The sequence below is a fragment of the Patescibacteria group bacterium genome (genome assembly GCA_035549555.1).
GTDB lineage: Bacteria > Patescibacteriota > Microgenomatia > UBA8517 > UBA8517 > Co84-156.
Window position 1 is genome coordinate 162,458 of the sequence record DASZQR010000010.1, and the last position, 17,605, is coordinate 180,062.

At 36.0% G+C, this 17,605-nt stretch carries 20 protein-coding genes; 11 read left to right on the forward strand and 9 right to left on the reverse strand.

Annotated features, from left to right (window positions below; genetic code table 11):
• Positions 1-6: 6 nt before the first annotated feature.
• Positions 7-342 carry a 4a-hydroxytetrahydrobiopterin dehydratase gene (locus VG895_01575; GenBank protein HWA51727.1) on the reverse strand — a complete coding sequence of 112 codons (336 nt, stop codon included), beginning with the start codon at positions 340-342 and terminating at the stop codon, positions 7-9.
• 23 nt (positions 343-365) lie between these two features.
• Positions 366-785 carry an EamA family transporter gene (locus tag VG895_01580; protein ID HWA51728.1) on the reverse strand — a complete coding sequence of 140 codons (420 nt, stop codon included), beginning with the start codon at positions 783-785 and terminating at the stop codon, positions 366-368.
• A 63-nt stretch (positions 786-848) separates the two neighbouring features.
• On the opposite strand from VG895_01580, the gene VG895_01585 reads away from it, so the two are divergent.
• Complete coding sequence (locus VG895_01585) at positions 849-1,325, forward strand: hypothetical protein (GenBank protein ID HWA51729.1); 477 nt, start codon at positions 849-851, stop codon at positions 1,323-1,325.
• A 450-nt stretch (positions 1,326-1,775) separates the two neighbouring features.
• On the opposite strand, the gene VG895_01590 is transcribed toward VG895_01585, so the two are convergent.
• The gene (locus VG895_01590) at positions 1,776-2,177 is read right to left on the reverse strand and encodes a hypothetical protein (protein ID HWA51730.1); all 402 of its coding nucleotides are present in this window, start codon (positions 2,175-2,177) and stop codon (positions 1,776-1,778) included.
• A 31-nt stretch (positions 2,178-2,208) separates the two neighbouring features.
• On the opposite strand from VG895_01590, the gene VG895_01595 reads away from it, so the two are divergent.
• Positions 2,209-2,769, forward strand: coding sequence for a hypothetical protein (locus VG895_01595; GenBank protein ID HWA51731.1), 561 nt, complete (start codon positions 2,209-2,211; stop codon positions 2,767-2,769).
• A 180-nt stretch (positions 2,770-2,949) separates the two neighbouring features.
• Here the strand turns inward: VG895_01595 and VG895_01600 are convergent, their stop codons facing one another.
• Positions 2,950-3,501 (reverse strand): hypothetical protein, encoded by a 552-nt coding sequence (locus VG895_01600; GenBank protein ID HWA51732.1) that lies wholly within the window; start codon positions 3,499-3,501, stop codon positions 2,950-2,952.
• A 35-nt stretch (positions 3,502-3,536) separates the two neighbouring features.
• Between VG895_01600 and VG895_01605 the strand changes: the two genes are divergently transcribed.
• Genes VG895_01605 through VG895_01620 form a run of 4 tightly spaced genes read left to right on the forward strand, consistent with a single transcriptional unit; the run spans position 3,537 to position 6,506 of the window.
• Positions 3,537-3,803, forward strand: a complete 267-nt coding sequence (locus VG895_01605) for a hypothetical protein (GenBank protein HWA51733.1) — start codon at positions 3,537-3,539, stop codon at positions 3,801-3,803.
• Positions 3,782-5,527 carry a type IV secretion system DNA-binding domain-containing protein gene (locus tag VG895_01610; protein ID HWA51734.1) on the forward strand — a complete coding sequence of 582 codons (1,746 nt, stop codon included), beginning with the start codon at positions 3,782-3,784 and terminating at the stop codon, positions 5,525-5,527. Before VG895_01605 ends, VG895_01610 begins: the two co-directional genes overlap by 22 nt.
• A gap of 7 nt (positions 5,528-5,534) precedes the next feature.
• A complete protein-coding gene (locus tag VG895_01615; protein HWA51735.1) occupies positions 5,535-6,083 on the forward strand; it encodes a hypothetical protein in 549 nt (182 codons plus the stop codon).
• A gap of 36 nt (positions 6,084-6,119) precedes the next feature.
• Positions 6,120-6,506, forward strand: coding sequence for a hypothetical protein (locus VG895_01620; GenBank protein HWA51736.1), 387 nt, complete (start codon positions 6,120-6,122; stop codon positions 6,504-6,506).
• Between the two features lie 214 nt (positions 6,507-6,720).
• Here the strand turns inward: VG895_01620 and VG895_01625 are convergent, their stop codons facing one another.
• Positions 6,721-8,427, reverse strand: coding sequence for a hypothetical protein (locus VG895_01625; protein ID HWA51737.1), 1,707 nt, complete (start codon positions 8,425-8,427; stop codon positions 6,721-6,723).
• Between the two features lie 98 nt (positions 8,428-8,525).
• Entirely contained in the window at positions 8,526-10,331 is a 1,806-nt protein-coding gene (typA, locus tag VG895_01630) for a translational GTPase TypA (GenBank protein ID HWA51738.1), read from the reverse strand.
• 75 nt (positions 10,332-10,406) lie between these two features.
• Here typA and VG895_01635 point away from each other — a divergent pair, with 75 nt between their 5' ends.
• The 4 genes from VG895_01635 to VG895_01650 are packed head-to-tail and all read left to right on the forward strand — an operon-like array spanning position 10,407 to position 12,257.
• Entirely contained in the window at positions 10,407-10,661 is a 255-nt protein-coding gene (locus tag VG895_01635; protein HWA51739.1) for a DUF2730 family protein, read from the forward strand.
• Positions 10,658-11,398: an SIMPL domain-containing protein gene (locus tag VG895_01640; GenBank protein ID HWA51740.1), complete on the forward strand. Its 741-nt coding sequence runs from the start codon at positions 10,658-10,660 to the stop codon at positions 11,396-11,398. Before VG895_01635 ends, VG895_01640 begins: the two co-directional genes overlap by 4 nt.
• On the forward strand, positions 11,383-11,769 hold the full coding sequence (locus VG895_01645; protein HWA51741.1) for a hypothetical protein: 387 nt from the start codon (positions 11,383-11,385) through the stop codon (positions 11,767-11,769). The genes VG895_01640 and VG895_01645 overlap by 16 nt, the downstream gene beginning before the upstream one ends.
• Complete coding sequence (locus VG895_01650; GenBank protein ID HWA51742.1) at positions 11,766-12,257, forward strand: DUF1697 domain-containing protein; 492 nt, start codon at positions 11,766-11,768, stop codon at positions 12,255-12,257. Before VG895_01645 ends, VG895_01650 begins: the two co-directional genes overlap by 4 nt.
• Here VG895_01650 and ppa read toward each other — a convergent pair.
• Both ppa and VG895_01660 read right to left on the reverse strand, forming a co-directional pair.
• Complete coding sequence (gene ppa, locus VG895_01655) at positions 12,247-12,783, reverse strand: inorganic diphosphatase (protein ID HWA51743.1); 537 nt, start codon at positions 12,781-12,783, stop codon at positions 12,247-12,249. The genes VG895_01650 and ppa overlap by 11 nt on opposite strands.
• 50 nt (positions 12,784-12,833) lie before the next feature.
• Positions 12,834-14,792 carry a DNA gyrase subunit B gene (locus VG895_01660; GenBank protein ID HWA51744.1) on the reverse strand — a complete coding sequence of 653 codons (1,959 nt, stop codon included), beginning with the start codon at positions 14,790-14,792 and terminating at the stop codon, positions 12,834-12,836.
• Between the two features lie 118 nt (positions 14,793-14,910).
• Between VG895_01660 and VG895_01665 the strand changes: the two genes are divergently transcribed.
• Complete coding sequence (locus tag VG895_01665; protein HWA51745.1) at positions 14,911-16,638, forward strand: ABC transporter ATP-binding protein; 1,728 nt, start codon at positions 14,911-14,913, stop codon at positions 16,636-16,638.
• Here VG895_01665 and VG895_01670 read toward each other — a convergent pair.
• Entirely contained in the window at positions 16,610-17,185 is a 576-nt protein-coding gene (locus VG895_01670; protein HWA51746.1) for a hypothetical protein, read from the reverse strand. The genes VG895_01665 and VG895_01670 overlap by 29 nt on opposite strands.
• Positions 17,186-17,605 lie beyond the last annotated feature (420 nt).

Sequence of the window (17,605 nt, forward strand, 5' to 3'; positions counted from 1 at the left end):
TACTCATCAAGAAGCAACTAAATCCTCAATTTTAGAAGCCAAAATAAAGTCATTTTTAAATAAACCGTTAATTGCATGAGTCCAAAGCTCTATTCGAACAACATTATAAAAAATATAAATATCAGGATGATGTCCTTCGGTGTTTGCAATGTCTGCAATTTTATTTACAAATTCCATTGCTTCTTTAAAATCTTTAAATTTGAATTCATATGATAACTTTTTGTTGTCAATCACTTTCCAATCAAGCTTTAATTCTTTTTTGTAATCCTCTATTTCTTTAGGAATCATGCAGGAAACATTTCCTTCGCAAGGGACGCAGTGCTGTGTTGATAAATTATTCATGATGTAATCGTCACAAGCTTTGCTTATACTGTAATTAATATAGCGCCAATTGTCATAATAACTGCTCCAAGAATTATTTTTGTATTAATCCCCTCACCCAAAAAAAGAATCGATAAAACTACAATAAAAACTAAACTTAGTCTATCAATTGCGGCAACATGTGATGCAAGCCCCATTTTTAAAGCTGCAAAATAACAAAGCCACGATAAAGCTCCTGCAATTCCGGATAAAACAATCAAAATCCAGTCGCGAGTTTCCAGCGAATTTAAAGAAAATCCTTCAAATTTCTTCAGGATTAAAGAAAGCCCAATCAAAAAAACTGCCATTATAAAAGCACGAATTGTTGTTGCAAAAGTTGAATCAATATTTTGTAATCCAATTTTCCCAAAAATAGCAACAAGTGCTGCAAAAAATGCTGATCCAAAAGCCAAAGTAAGCCACATTCTTATTAATATTAATTCTAATCCCCTCTTGACACAATACTTTAAAAAGATAAATACTGAATTATGGCTAAAAGCAAAAAGAAAAAGTTTGGTAAATCAAACGACACAGCTTTGATGCTTCTTGCCGCAGCTGCTGCTTTAATCGTTGGTTTCTTTGCTATTTTTGCTTATAAAAATCAACCAATAATGCCTCTTCCATCCCCAACTCCTTCAGTTGTCACAGTTGCTCTTGATACCCAAAATAAATCTGGCGAAAGCGGAACTGCAACACTTCAAGAAGTAAATGGTCAGGTTGTTGTTACCTTAAATATGGCAGGTTTCCCAAAAGGAATTGAACAGCCAGCTCATATTCACCTCGGAAGTTGTCCAAATCCAGGAGCAATTAAATATCCATTAACCTCGGTTATGAATGGAACTTCCACAACTACTCTAAATGTTACTATGGATCAATTAAAATCCATGATGCCGCTTGCAATTAATGTCCACAAATCAGTCGCTCAATCCTCTACATACTACTCCTGCGGGGATGTGACTTTCTAAAGTCAACAAACTCATTTCATATTTTTTAATTTAATTTTTAATCCTCAAAATGCTATACTATAGGCGTAGCACATTAACAGCTATGTTTTAGTTATTGTCCAAGGAGGACAAGATGAACCAGAAGGTTCGAAAGCAAAGAGCAACATGGTTGGGAGGTTTCCTTGTAGGATTCCTTGTTGTATTTAGTTTGTTTGTGTTCGCAATTGCGCGACCGCAACCAAAACCAGATTATGGACATAACCATTCAGCGACACCTTCATGTTCTGGGGTACAGTTAACGTTGAGCAGCTATCCGAACAGTGGGAACGTTATCCACTACTCCATCGACGGAGTGAGTCAAACAGACATTAATTTCGGGTCGTCTTACTCTCACTTTTTCAGTGTTCCAGATGATGGATTGTCTCATACGGTGCATATTCACGTTGTGAGCAGTGACGACCTGAATGATGTTCAAGGGTATTCGCCAACGTACGATTTCACGGTTGGTCCGTGCCACACGGCAACGCCGACCGCGACATCCACGCGCACTCCATCGAATACGCCGACGAATACGGCAACCAGCACATCTACGGATACAGCGACAAATACGGCAACAGATACGCCGTCACCAACTGTTACGCCAAGTGACACGCCGACGAACACAGTTACACCGAGCGATACGCCCAGTGACACAGCAACAAGTTCGTTGACGCCAAGCGATACATCAACATTGACGCTGACACCGACAAACACGCAGCAACCGTCTGATACGCCAACGAACACGTTGACGCCATCAGATACAGCGACATCGGTACCAAGCGCGACGATTACATCATTTCCGACCGCTAGTGACACGTTATCACCAAGTGTCACGCCGACAGTTGCGCCTAGTGTAACGTCAACAATGACCGCAACGAGGAAATGGACGCCGGGAGCTGATGGATGCGAAGTTTATAACGCTGCTTTTGGAGTACCTGTTGCGCTAGCGTTTGGCGTATACGATGGTCAAACGTATTGGATGGCAGGATATGTGCCATTTGATTCATTTACGCCGGATAAACGTGGGTTAGTTTTCGATACCCACAAGTTGCAAACTGGAATGGAGGTGTTCATTCAACTGACGGACGGTTCCTTTAAGGTTTACGATGTAACTGTCGTAAACGGAATCGACTATTGCAACGAACACGGTGTTCAGCCGACGCCAATACCGTCACCAACGTTGCACCCGGAATGTGTGAGTGGTGATATTGCAGCTTCGCGTAGCAGTGATGGTACGAAAATCTTCGCTGAAGCGAGCTGTGATCCGCCGCATATGCGTGTTCTTGTTAACGGAGAAGTTGTCTTTGACAGCGATTTCGATGGAAGCACTCTCTTCAGAGTCAAACCGTCCGATACTGTCGAAGTAGACATTCTCGGTAATAACGGAACGCTCGAACATTCATACATTTTCACTCCGAAGAGCTAGTCTAGTCCTCCCACTCCAGCTCTATTCGAAGGAATATCTTAGTGCAGAATGCAAGCACAAAAGATGTTCTGGAGAATGGCGCTGGACTGTAAAGAGCAGTTATTAAATTTTTAAGAAATGAATAATTTGCAAGTCATTAATCTTGAAGTTTAATTCTCTCTTTGCTGGGCAAATTTATTTTTATTTAGATGCAGGCTCAGGGCTTGCAACTCCCAAAACGATAATAATAGAAGTTTGATTGTTCAATGTTTCAATTGTCATGTATCCGCTTAAATCGTTTTTGCTTACTACCCAATTTGTCCCGACTCCAGATCCAGTCGTGTCCTGATAGCTCCATCCGTTTGTTTGCAAGTTTGTTTTATAGTAAGAAATCACTTGATCGACACTATCTTTGGTGTTTAAAGTAAGCCAGTATCCGTTCCCTTGTCCGTTTTGATTTCCAGAAAGCGATGTAGTGACGCTGCTGCCTGGATATATAGGAAAATCCTTAGGAAAGTTATCTGGAATTTTATTATTGCCAATTGAAAGGGTTTGCCCAGTTTTTGGATCTGTATAAGTCAAGCTCTTGTTATTATTATCCACATTTACAGAAACTCCAGTTTTTTGCTGAATTGCTCCAGTTATTACTTTTTTAATAATTACTCCGCTAAAAATTAATCCTAAAATAATTAGGATGACCACAATTAATAAACACCCAACCAAAAATCTTTTAATGCTTCTAAAAATAAACATATAATAAATATTATACTATATAATGAATCATTATCATGGCTGAATCTGTAGTTTATAATCTAAAACTTCCCAGAAATACTGAAATCACGCCTGATGCAGCGCTTACTTTTCTTTCATCAATTCTTTCGACCAAATCCCCCATTTCTTTAATTATTTTTCTCGCCAGTAAACAAATAAATTTTAAAATTGTCTGTCATAAAAGCCAGTCAGATTTTGTAGAGTCATCTCTTTTTTCAGCCTACCCAACAATTACAGTCGAAAAACTAAACATCAGGAGTCTTTGCAGTTTAAGAAAAATTTAATTTTAAAATACGGCAGTTATTATCCTATTAAAATTTTCGCAGATTTCAAAGAATCTGATTCTCTTGCAACTCTTTTAACTCTTTTATCCAAAGCCTCAGACAAAGACACTGCTGAAATTAAATATGAATTAAAAAGCACAGGCGACTCATGGGTCGCCAAAGCTCAAAAATATATTGCCGATAACCCAGAAACAAACAAGACTCCAATTTTTAATAAAACTGAAAGCCCGGCCTTTCAAGTAAAAATTCAAATTTCATCAAATAACAAAACTCTTTTAAGTTCTTTAATTGATTCATTTAGCGTTTTTACTCGCGCCGATGGAAATTCTTTTGTTACTAAAAATTTCTTAAAATTATCAAGTTTTTCGATTTTAAATATCAAAGAATTGGCAACTCTCTGGCATTTGCCTTCCAATTTAGTTAAAACTTCTGGCCTTTCCTGGGGCACAGAAATTTTGTCTGACCCGCCTCTAAATTTGCCAACAGAAAATGTAAATTTCTTTGCTAAAACTACATTTAAAAATAAAGAAACAGTTTTTGGGATAAAAGATGACGACCGTCGCCGCCACATTTGGGCAATCGGAAAAACAGGTACAGGCAAATCAACTCTTATTGCCAATCTTGCAATTGATGATATTCGAAAAGGTAAAGGAATTGCCGTCATTGATCCGCATGGAGATTTGGCAGATATTTTATTAAATCACATTCCCGCTTCTCGCATTAATGATGTCATTTATTTAAACCCGGCAGACCGAGAATTTCCTATTTCTATTAATCCTTTGGAGGTTACCGATAAAGACGAAGCAGAGTTTGTTGTTTCCGGAATTATCGCCATTTTCAGCAAAATCTTTGGACAATTCTGGGGTCCGCGTTTGGAATATGTTTTAAGAAATGCACTTTTAACTTTGACTGAAGTCCCAGACGCTACTTTAGCAGATGTCCCAAGAATATTAACAGATAGAAATTTTAGGTTAGAAATTACTCAAAACCTAAACGACAAAGTTTTAAAAAGTTTCTGGGAAAATGAATTTGAAAATTTACCGCCCAATCTTCAAAAAGAAGTTGTTTTTCCTATTCTTAATAAAATTGGCCAGTTTGTTACCTCTCCCCTTCTTCGTAATGTCATAGATAAGCCCAAAAGCACCATTAATTTGGAAGAAGTAATCGAATCAGGAAAAATTCTTATTGCCAATCTTTCTCAAGGAAAAATCGGCGAAGATAATGGAAAACTTCTTGGAGCAATGCTTATCACTAAGCTTCAGCTTGCAGCGATGAAGCGCGTAAATATAAATGAAAACGAAAGAAAAGATTTTTATCTGTATGTTGATGAATTTCAAAATTTTGCCACAGATTCTTTTATCAAAATTCTCTCTGAAGCCCGCAAATATCATCTAAATTTAATGCTTGCTAATCAATATATCGACCAAATTCCTCCTCAAGTCCAAAAAGCAATTTTAGGAAATGCCGGGACTTTAATTGCCTTCTCTGCAGGAGCAAGCGATGCAAGAATTTTAGCTAGTGAATTTGCCAACGTTTTTACCCAGGACAATTTAATTAATATGCAAAATTATCAGATAGCCCTAAGGATGATGATCGATGGCCACAGCGAAAGGCCATTCCTGGCAACTACGTTGCCATTGCCAAGTTTAGTAAACGGAAATAAAGAAAAAATAATCAAAGTTTCCCGCGAAAGATGGGGCAAAAAAGCTAAAGAGGTGGTATAATATTCATATGAAAAAGCTTAAAAAGAACTGGAAGAAAATATTATCAATAGTTGTTGGAACAACTCTTGGTTTAATTCTAATTGTTGGGATAGGAGTCTTTTTGTGGATGCAAACATGGAAAACATTTAGATTTCCCAGTAACGAAATATCAATCAAGTATCCACAGTCGGATTCTGTTTTGTACACACCTAGCGTTGAAAACTTCGGAGAGTTAAATGTGAATAGTGGAAATAACGACTTTAATTTAACAATTGATACAACCGAGACTGATAGAGGGTGTAAAAATAGTTTAGAAACCTGTGTTAATAGCCAAGACATAGTATATCTACAGGCGGTTCACGGACTAACAGAAAAAAGCATAATAAAATTCCATGGATTAGATGCATATTTACTTGATGGATATACTACAGCTGGATATGAAAAACTTTTAATCCTTTATTTTAAAAATACAGTTTACACATTTCTTTGGACAAATAATCCGCAAAACATACTGGAGAATATTTTTAATCAAATTAAAATAAATTTAATATTTTCTTTCGTAAATTTTAATAACTGAATATTTTTATATTATTAATTTTGTTATTATATTAATATGCAAGTCGGTGTAATAGGAACTTTTATAGCAGTCATTGCAGTGATGGTAGTGCTGGATATATTTGTAAAATTACTATATAAAAATAAAAAAAGACCAAGCGAGATTGTAGTTGTAGGGATATTACTTGTTTCAGGATTTATCGAGAAAATCTTTACTTTCATAAACGGAAAGCAAATTGATCCACTTTTATTGATTTTGTATACAATCAATTTAATATGGCTTTACGGTTTTTGGAATATGAAGAGATGGGGTGCAATTGGATATGTTGCAACTTTAATCATTTTTCAAATCGTACTATTTGCTCAACATAAACTTACGCCGAACTCGATACTTGTTGTGATCGGACCTTCTATAGTACTGTACTTTTATCCTAAAATGCAATAAAAAGCGGCAAGTATGTGCTTATATTCCAAGCTTTTATGAATAAAACAATTTATACTTACCGCTTAATTATCTAAAATCAATTTTTGATCTATTAACAATTATTTTACTTTGCAAAAATTAATAAATATTATTAATAAATCTCGAATCAGTTAGTTCAAAAAGGAATTATATGGGAAATCTCAAAAAAGGGATTCCCCATATATTGATACCCGTATTACCCCACGTCTCCGATTACGCCTCCAATTGTGTTAATGGCGTTTTGTAACTGGGATTGAATCGATGGCCATTCTGCACCCACAATATCCATCAGATCCGAAAAACTTCCGGAACAAGAATCGGAAATACCGGCGGGCATAAGAAGCTGTACTGACAAATCACCATGAGCCACAGCTCCAGCTACAACACTTGCGTTACCGATCAATTCTTGAAAGTCATCTGAACACAGCAATACATTCTGTGCTCGAGACAAGTCGGTGACTAACCGAAACGCAATATCGGGTTGCAAATTAGGAAAACCCTGAATTACCCGTTGAAAACTTTGCTCCTGCCCCGACGGAATGTTTGGATAACATTTCCAAGTACTCGCATCGTTGGAATTGGTGAACAAAGCTGCGTCGAATGGTACTCCGTAGTATTGCCAAGCACATGCTTTATCCATATCAATTCCAACAAACTGCCCGTTGGAGTCAACACATTTCCAGCCGTCAATATTATCGACTACAAGCTTCAAGTCCACATATCCCAGCGACTTGCAATACTGATAGAGATCGATTCCTCCAGCTGCTGTCGAAGGAAGGTTTTGATTACCCCCAGATCCATTGTCAGTACTGTTTCCGGATCCTCCATTCCCGCTGTTTCCCGAAGGATTCGACGGATTGCTTAGTGGATTTTGAACTGGCGGATTGGGAGGCTGCGGAACTGCTGTCGGTTGAGCGGTAGTCAGATTATTGGTAATCCAATAGTATCCGCTCCCTGATTCTGCCACCCAACCAGTCTCGTTTCCGAACTGCAACTCAAACCAAGTGTAGCCGTCGCGGCATTGATATTGACCGCCGACAACTACTCCGATGGTTCCCGGTTGCAAAACCTCAATGAGGTCGTTGCTAACTCCAGGGCCGGTTCGAAGATTCAACGACTTACCGTTTTGGGTAACCATTGCCTGTTGTCCAGCTTTTAATTGTGGCGCCAAAGCACCGCAATTGTTATTACTAACCACAGGATTTACTTGATTAGGTGTTGGTGTGACATATATCACCGGCGGTTGTCCAACTGCACCTTGCGCACAACGCCAGCCATCAATATTGTTTGAGATCCTTTCTGGATGCCAATCATCCCCGTAGACATTGTGACATATTAAATTCCAATCCAATGTCCCTAGTGTATTACCACTTTTGCATCTCCAACCATCTGCGTCAGCAGGATTGTCGATGTTTACTGCTCCGTCGCGATAATTAGCGTCATAACAAACAACGCTAAGATTGACACCACCAGGAACATTAGGTTGTTGTGCTCCAGCCAATCTGGGCATTGTTCCGTTTGTTGCAGGTTGCGGATTTGGGTTCCCTGGTGTTGCTGTCGGAGGAATACCTGTTATTGTAGTAGTATTCCCTTGTTGTATCATCACTCCATTACTGAAAAGATAGAACTTGTATGTTCCAGGATTCGTGGGAGGATCGATATAAACAACTCCGCTGGAACCAGATACTGAAATGTGTTGAACTGGATTTCCAGGATATGTACCCTGCAAAAACAATCCGATCCATTCGTCACTTGATTGTTCCGATGGTGCTAGCCCCCACACAACTTGAAGTTTCCCATTCTCAGGTAATGGACCAGTTGCGATGATGGCTCCCGCATCTACTCCTTGTACTACGAAAAGCAGAACGAAAATTGCAATTGCAATTACACGTTTGGTAACCATGGTACTCTCTCCTTTTGAACTGTTAATGTGCTATTCAACGAAATGTTGAACAGATATTATATCACAAAATGAAGTACTATAGGGTTTAGAAGTTTAATTTATTTTATTAACTTTGCAAGTCTTTTTGCTTCAACTTGGTCCAAAATAATTTTTCGGACACGAATATTTTGTGGAGTCACTTCAACTAATTCTGTATCATCAATATATTCCAATGCTTCCTCCAAACTCATTTTCTTTGGTGTGTTAAAATGCCCTTGAGGCCCATCTCCCTTACTTCTCATATTTGAAAGTTTCTTTTCTTTACAAACATTTACGTCAATATCTTCCTCGCGAGCATTTTGCCCAACAACTTCGCCTTTATAAACATTTTCATTTGGCCCGACAAAAAGCTCTCCCCGGTCCTGTACATTAATTAATCCATAAAGTCTTGTAATTCCAGTTTCAAAGGCAACTAAGCTTCCATGATCTCGAGCAAGTACTACTCCGTCATCTTTACGGAATTCCATAAAACTATTATTTAAAATTCCGTTTCCTTTTGTAGTTGTTAATAAATCAGATCGCATTCCAAATAAATTTTTTGTAGCAATATCAAACTCTAAATAAGTGATTCCCTGCTCGCTTTTCATATCAACCATATTTGCATGTCTTTTATTCATATTTTGAATGACCGATCCTGCATATTCATCAGGTGACTCGATATAAACTTTTTCCCAAGGAGTCATCTTTTCACCATTTTCAGTTTTTGTAATCGCAGTTGGGCGTCCTACTTCAAATTCATAACCTTCTCTTCTCATGCGTTCAATCAAAATTGCCAAATGAAGTTCCCCTCGCCCTGATACAATCCATTTTCCTCCCGCTTCTTCAACTTTAAGAGCAACGTCAGACTCAAGCTCACGGTAAAGTCTTGCTTTAAGTTGGCTTCCAGTTTTAAATTCTCCTTCTTTGCCTCCAAAAGGCGAAGTGTTTATATTAAAAGTCATTTTAATTGTCGGCTCTTCAATGGAAAGAACAGGGAGCGCAATTGGAGTTATCGGGTCAGCTATTGTTTCTCCAATTGTAATATCAGGAATTCCAGAAACTGCGACAATATCGCCTGCTTCTGCCTCTTTGATATCCACTTTTTCAAGCCCTTGAAATCCGGTAAGTGTCACGATTCTGTATTTCTTTTGCACTCTTTCACGATTTATATGCATCACATCTTGGCCAAATTTTATTCTGCCGTTATAAATGCGTCCTGTTACCATTCTGCCTTTAAAGCTGTCATAGCTTAAAGTTGTTGCAAGCATCTGAAGTGGTTTATCTGGATCTCCGGACGGGGCTGGGACTTCTTTTATAATAGCTTCAAAAAGAGGAGTAATATCTTTCATTTCAGAAAAGTTTGGAGTGAGTCCTGCAACTCCGTTTTTGGCAGATGCATAAACAATTGGAAAGTTTGTTGCCTCATCAGAAGCTCCAAGCTCTAAAAATAAATCAAATGTTTTTCCCAAAACCCAATCAGGTCGTGCTTCTGGAATATCAATTTTATTAACAACAACAATGATTTTTAGTCCCAATTTAAGTGCATTCTTCAAAACGAATCTGGTTTGCGGCATTGGTCCGTCTTTTGCATCAATAAGAAGCAATACTCCGTCTGCCATTTTAAGCACGCGTTCTACTTCTCCTCCGAAATCAGCGTGCCCTGGTGTATCAATAATATTTATTTTTGTATCTTTATAAGTAACTGAGGCATTTTTGGAAAAAATGGTAATTCCCCGTTCTCGTTCAAGTTCATTATTATCCATAATAAGCCCTGCCTGTTCAATCTCTTTTTTGATTTTAGTGTGAGATTGGCGAAGCATTGCATCGACCAAAGTTGTTTTTCCGTGATCAACGTGAGCAATAATAGCAATATTTCTAATATCCATTAAAAAACCCGCCCTTTCAGCGGATATACAGATATTATATCACAAAATATTTGTAAACTTGTGATATTATGAATTATGACAAATAAAAAACCTAACTATGCCACAAAAGACGATGTGCGAGAAATTGTGACTGATATCGTCCAACAAGCTACTGATGCAATAGTTACTGGAATGCAAAAAATGTTTGATAATGTTCCAACTAAAGAAGAATTCAAAAAACTTGAAAATAAAGTTGATACTTTAACAGTCGAAGTCCACTATATTAAAGACGAAATTAAAAACATTAACGCAGATATTTCTACAATGCCCAGGTATAAAGCCATATCATGAAAAATATTTTTTTTGCTCTAGGAACGTTAATTGTTTTAGTTTTAGCTGCAAACTTTCTACCAATCTCTAGAATTAATTGGGGAAAAATTTCTATACAACCGGCTGGAACTATTACAGTAACTGGAACAGCTCAGGAAGATGTAACTAATCAAGTTGCAACTTTTAATGCTACAGTTACAGCAACTAATGCAGATAAACAAACTGCTGTAAATAAAGTTAATACCCAAATGACTGCATTACTTGCAGCTCTTAAAAATTTTGGTATTGCCGATGCCGATATTACGACTCAAAGTGTAAATACTTATCAAAACCAAGCTCAAACTTTGATCTATCCAGTTCCACCACAGCAAACAAATAATAACGACTGGACAGCAAGCAATTCGATTTCTATAACTCTACGTGATGTCTCAAAAGCTTCAAGCCTTACTGATTTATTAAATAATTCAGGAGCAACCAATGTATATGGTCCAAATTTATCAGTTGATCAAAATACAAACACTGATAGTGATCTACTAACCAAAGCTGTAGCAGATGCCAAAACAAAAGCACAAAACATCGCCAAAGCTTCAGGCCAAACTCTTGGAAAAATAATCACCTTAAACGAAGATGGGACATCTTCTCCCATATCGCCATTATTTGCAACTAAAGATCAGTCAGCTAGTTCTGTCCCAGCTCCGATTCAGCCAGGAACAACTACAATGAGTAAGTCAGTTACAGTCACATGGGAACTCAATTAATAACAGTTATAGCTATTGCAGTGCTTGGAATTTTTGCGGTTCCTGTTGTACAAAATTTAGACAATCCAACTCCAACACCAACTGTTTTAGAGTCACCTACTCCAACGCCAACTGATTCTCCCACCCCAGAGCCCTCAGATACTCCAATTCCAAATGCAACTTCCACAACACTCCCTGATAATGGAACTTTTGAGCAAAAAGATGGCAATTCAGATGTTAAAGTATCAAACAACAATGGCTCAACAAACGTAAACGTTAGTGTTGAAGGAAATGGCAGTGCAGATGTTCATGTAAATAGCAATTCTTCCTCATCATCAACTTCCACTTCTTATTCAAAAACAACTGTCGAATCTTCAGTAAATCAAGAATGAAATATATAGCTTTTCTTCGTGGAGTTAATGTTGGCGGCAATTCTCTTATCAAAATGTCAGACCTTAAAAAAATTTTTGAAGATCTCGGATTTACAAACGTCCAAACTTACATCAATAGCGGCAATGTAATTTTTGAAGGAGACAGGAAATATTTTTCTAAAATTCCCTATAAATCTTTTATTATTTCAGAAAAAGAATTAAATAACGTAATAGAAAATGCACCAAATTCCTGGAAAGAAAATGATTTAAGAAAATATGTAGCTTTTGTTATGGATGATTTAAGTCCAAAAGATTTAGCAAAAGAAATCAAATTAAAAGAAAATATAGATTATCTCGACGCTGGTAAAAATTGGCTATATCTGACAACAAAATTAGATGGACTTACAAAAAGCAGTTTCAAAGATTTAATTAAATTAAAATTTTATAAAAGCCTAACAATCAGAAATTACAATACAATTTTGAAGATAAATAAAATTATCACTTCTTAAATTCTTTTTTATATCTTTGAATTCCTTTTTCAATTTCTTCTTGCGCTTCTTCTCTTGTTTTCCATCCAGTCACTTTAACCCATTTTCCAGGTTCTATGGATTTATAATTTTCATAAAAATGCTTAATTTTATTAACCAAACTTTCCGGTAAATCATCAATTTTCTCTACACTTTTATAAACTGGGTCAACCTTTCCCTTAGGAACTGCAAGCAACTTTGCGTCCTTCCCTTCTTCATCTTCTGTTGCAAGCATTCCGATAACTTTACATTCTATTAATGTACCAGTGGTAACTGCTTCAGAGGAAACAACAATAATATCAAGTGGATCTTCGTCTTCGCTCCAAGTGCCTGGGATAAAACCATAATTGAATGGATATTTAAAAGCTGTATATAAAAACCTATCAGCTCTAATTACTTGCAAATCTTTATCGTACTCATATTTAATTCCGCTTCCAATTGGGATTTCAATGATTACATTTACGGTAGTCTTTGGATCTCCAGCTGGTATGTCATGAAGTAAATTCATATAAGTATTATAACAGAATGTTACAAGCTTCGCTTATAAATAAAGTTAGATTATATATCCAAATTTGCAGTTTTTGCACGGGTTTGAATAAATTTGCGTCGAGGTGGCACTTCTTCTCCCATAAGCATTGTAAAAATCTGGTCAGCTTTTTGGGCATCCTCAATTTTTACTTGTTTCATAACTCTTGTTGCCGGGTTCATGGTTGTATCCCAAAGCTCTTCTGCATTCATTTCACCAAGCCCTTTGTATCGCTGAACTTTAAATTTTTGTGATCCAAGAGTTCTCAAATAAGAATCTCTTTCTTCATCACTAAATACATATTTCTTCTGCTTACCATGCTCTATCTTAAAAAGCGGCGGCATAGCAATATAAATATGCCCCTGCTCCACAATTTCTCTAAGATGCCTATAAAAGAAAGTTAAATAAAGACAGGTAATGTGAGATCCATCTACGTCAGCATCAGCCATAATAATAATTCTATTGTATTTTAATTTCTCAATATTAAATTGATCCGAAATTCCAGCTCCAACTGCAACAATCAGATCTTTAAATTTATCGCTTGTGATTATTTGGTCAAGTCTTGCTCGCTCTGTATTTAAAACTTTTCCAAAAAGTGGCAAGATTGCTTGAAATTTACGATCTCGGCCCGTCTTCGCTGATCCTCCAGCTGAATCTCCCTCAACGATAAATATTTCGCATTCATCTGGGTTGTTTGATTGGCAATCAGCTAATTTCCCGGGTAGTCCCATTCCTTCAAGTGCACCTTTTCGAATAACTGCTTCTTTTGCAGCCCGCGCTGCCATTCGAGCTTTTGCAGCTAAGCTTACTTTGTCTAAAATTGCTTTTGCATCAGATGGATGTTCTTCCAAATAAGTATCAATTCCTTCTTTCGTTGCAGTTGCAACAAAGCCTTGTACTTCAGGATTATTTAATTTCGCTTTTGTCTGACTTTCAAATTGCAGGCTTTCAGAAGGCATTTTAATGTAAATTACTGCTGAAAGTCCTTCTTTGAGGTCGTCTCCCGTCAAAACCAACTTATCATTTGTATATCCATTTTTCTTTGCGTAATCTAAAATGCTTCGTGTAAGTCCGGTCCTGAATCCTGCCACGTGTGTTCCTCCGTCAGTTGTATAAATTCCGTTTACATAGCCCTTTACATTTTCTGTAAAAGTATCTGTATATTGAAGAGCTACTTCGCAAATTATTCCATTTTCTTCATTAGAATTGTCTTTGTTTATATAAATTACATCGGAAATTCTTTGTTTGTCGCGATTGCTGTGATCAACTAATGATTTAATTCCTCCCTCAAAGTAAAAATGCTCTTCATGTTCGTTTCTGTCATCCCACAAATTAAACATAAGTCCCGCGACCAAATATGCTCTGTCGCGAAGCATTGTTTCAACTTTTTTATCTTCAAAGCTTAAATCCTTAAATATTTCAGTGTCTGGAATAAATTTTGTAATTGTTCCAGTATTATTTGCGCCAATTTTTACATTTAATTCTTTTGGGATTAATTTATCAATTTCATCCTGACTTATTTCATGAACTTTTGCTTTTGGTTTTCCTTGGTTATATTCCTGCAAATAAGCTTTTCCGTCTCTTAAAACTATTACCATACAATAACTTGATAAAGCGTTCACTACAGACGCACCCACTCCATGAAGTCCTCCGGAAATTTTATAAGCTCCTCCTCCAAATTTTCCCCCCGCATGAAGCTTTGTCATTGCAAGCTCTAAAGCAGAAACTCCTTGTGTTTTGTGAATATCAACTGGAATTCCTCGGCCGTCGTCTTTTATAATTGCGCCGTTATCTTTTGTGAGAAAGACGGTGATGTTTCTCGCTGTTCCTCCAAAAAATTCATCAACTGAATTATCAACAATTTCGCGCAAACACTCATGAAGTCCTCGAAGATCTGTCGACCCAATGTACATTCCAGGTCGTTTTCGGACAGGCTCTAATCCTTCAAGAACTTGTATAGATTCTGCTGTGTAGGAGTTATTGGCCATCATTCATTCTAACCTGTTTCGAAGCTAATAGCAAGCTAAATATTCACTTTTTCTTCCCTCAAGTATATAATAAATCTATCCCGTTTTTTAGACAGCGCTTTTTTGCGTCCCTAAAATTTCTATGTATAAAACACTTAAAAAATATCATGAATATTTAATGATCAGAAAATTCTGGTTTATTTTGTTTATTGTCACAACAACGATTTCGGTTGTTATTGATTTCTCGACTCCTTATTTTTCCAAACTTTTTATTGATAAAATACAAGCCAATAATTTAAACGGAGTTCTTAGTCTTTTATTTTTATATTTAGCTATAATGATTGTCGGAAATATTTTTGGCAACATCAAAAACTTTTCCGGAGATATCTCAGCAGTTGATGGAGTAAAAAAACTAAAACTTGATGTTTTCAAACAAATTCAGGATTTAGATTTCGCTTACCACACTCAAAGAAATACTGGTTCTTTAATCAGTGCTTTTAAACGAGGAGAAAATGCCTTTTGGGATTTATATGATAGATTTTATTCCCGAGTTTATCCTGTTATTGTCGGCTTTGTTATTTTAGTTTGGTATTTTTTGAGAATTGATTACAGAATAATTGTTATTTTTATTGTCTCGGCAATTATTACTTTAATTATTACCAAAACCCTTTTGCCATTAAATATTAAAAGAAGAAAGGCAGTTAATGACAAAGAAGATGAAATCTCAGGAATAATTACAGATAATTTAATTAATTATGAAACTGTCAAACTTTTTGCAAAAGAAGACTGGGAGCAAAATAGATTAGATAAAGAATTATCTGATTGGAAAAAAATAATCTGGAAATATTTTGTAACCTATCGATACATTGATACAGCTCTTGGAAATTTAATTAATCTCGGCGTCTTTCTTGTACTTTTTATGTCTTTTAATTTGGTTTCTGGAAAAACAATTGGCCTTTCAGATTTTGTATTAATTATTTCAGCTGTTTCGTTATTTTTTCCTCAATTATTTAATATGGTTTATAGCATCAGGCAAATTTCTCAAGGTTATGCAGATATTAAAAAATATTTAGATATTCTCGACGAAGAAGTTCAAATTAAAGATCCCGCAAATGCAACAATATTAGATCACGTCAAAGGCGATATTAATTTTAAAAATATTTCCTTTGCATATAAATCAAGCCGTGGAAGTGCGGTCAAAAATATTAATTTGAAAATCCCAGCTGGAAAATCAATTGCTTTTGTTGGTAGGTCTGGAGTTGGCAAAACAACTTTAGTGCGATTATTAATGCGTTTTTATGATCCAACAAATGGAAAAATTACAATTGATGGAATAAATATAAAAGATTTTACAAAAAGCAATTTGAGATCTTTTATGGGAGTTGTTCCCCAAGAGCCAATTCTTTTTAATAATACTATTCGATACAATATTGAATACGGAGCCGAAAAGTCTACGACCCTGAACGAAGTCGAAAGGGCAGCAAAAATTGCTCATATTGACGGGTTTATTAATAGTCTCCCAGAAAAATATAAAACCGAGGTTGGAGAGCGCGGAGTGAAATTGTCTGGCGGGCAAAAACAGCGCCTTGCAATTGCAAGAATGATTTTAAGTAATCCAGATATTATTATATTTGACGAAGCAACAAGCCAATTGGATAGCGAAAGTGAAAAATTAATTCAAGATGCTTTTTGGAAGGCAGCCAAAGGTAAAACAACAATTATTATAGCTCACCGTCTTTCAACCATTATGAAAGCAGATGAAATTATCGTTATGGAAAAAGGAAGAATTGTCGAGCGTGATTCTCACAAAAATCTGCTGGCAAGAAAAGACAGTTTATATTCTAAATTCTGGAATTTACAACAAAGTTAGTTAATTGAAGTTGTACATTTCCATTTTTTTCTAAAGCGTTTAAAGTTTTATTTGCTTCATCAATCAATTTGTAACTTTCTATTTTACTTTCGCTTGCAGAAAAAATTAAATTTCTAATAAACTCTATCGCCTCTTCTCTTTTATTTATCAAACTAACTTGTTTTATTTTTTGACCATCGTTTGCTTTAATAAAATTTTCCATCTTTTCTTTCTCTTCTTCAGAAAAATTTGGACCAGAACTTTCAAATTCTTTTACTTCACATCTTGAAACAATTGTTGGCAGAATGTTTAGAATATTTTGTGCAGTTAAAACGTAAGTTAGATTAATCTGAGGCTCTTCAAGCGATTTTAAAAATGCATTTTGTGCTTCTGCGGTTGCTTCATCAAACCGTTCTAAAACAATGACAGTTTTTTCTGTCAGTTTTAATTTTGTTGTGGCTTTTAATTCGCGAACATCAGCAATTTTATTAATTACGAAATTAATTTTTCTCCCTTCAAAACTATTAATAAAATCTGAAGAATCTCCAATTATTAAATATGCGTGCATAAATTAATATACATCATCATGCGTACCAATTTCCAAACAATAAATAATACCACGGTCAATGCTGACAATTATTCTTATACTTCTGTTTACTGAAATTGACCAGTTGTTTTCTCCTTCTAACTTGTGGAGACGAAGTGAAGGATAAATTATATCCGGCGCAGCTAGTTTGATGGTTTTATGGATCTGCTTTTCTAACCCCTTATCTTTACTTGAAAACTTTTTTACTTGCTGTTTAAAATCATCAGTAAAAAATATTTTATATATCTATTCAAAGATTTTTAAAAAAATCATCGATATCTTTCTGGGTTCTTAAAACAGCCCCTCTTCCCTGTTTATATTCCTCTTTGGCAATTTCAGCCATCAAATCATATCTATTTTTCTTCACAGTTTCCCTCATAGAATGTCTCACAAGATCACTAA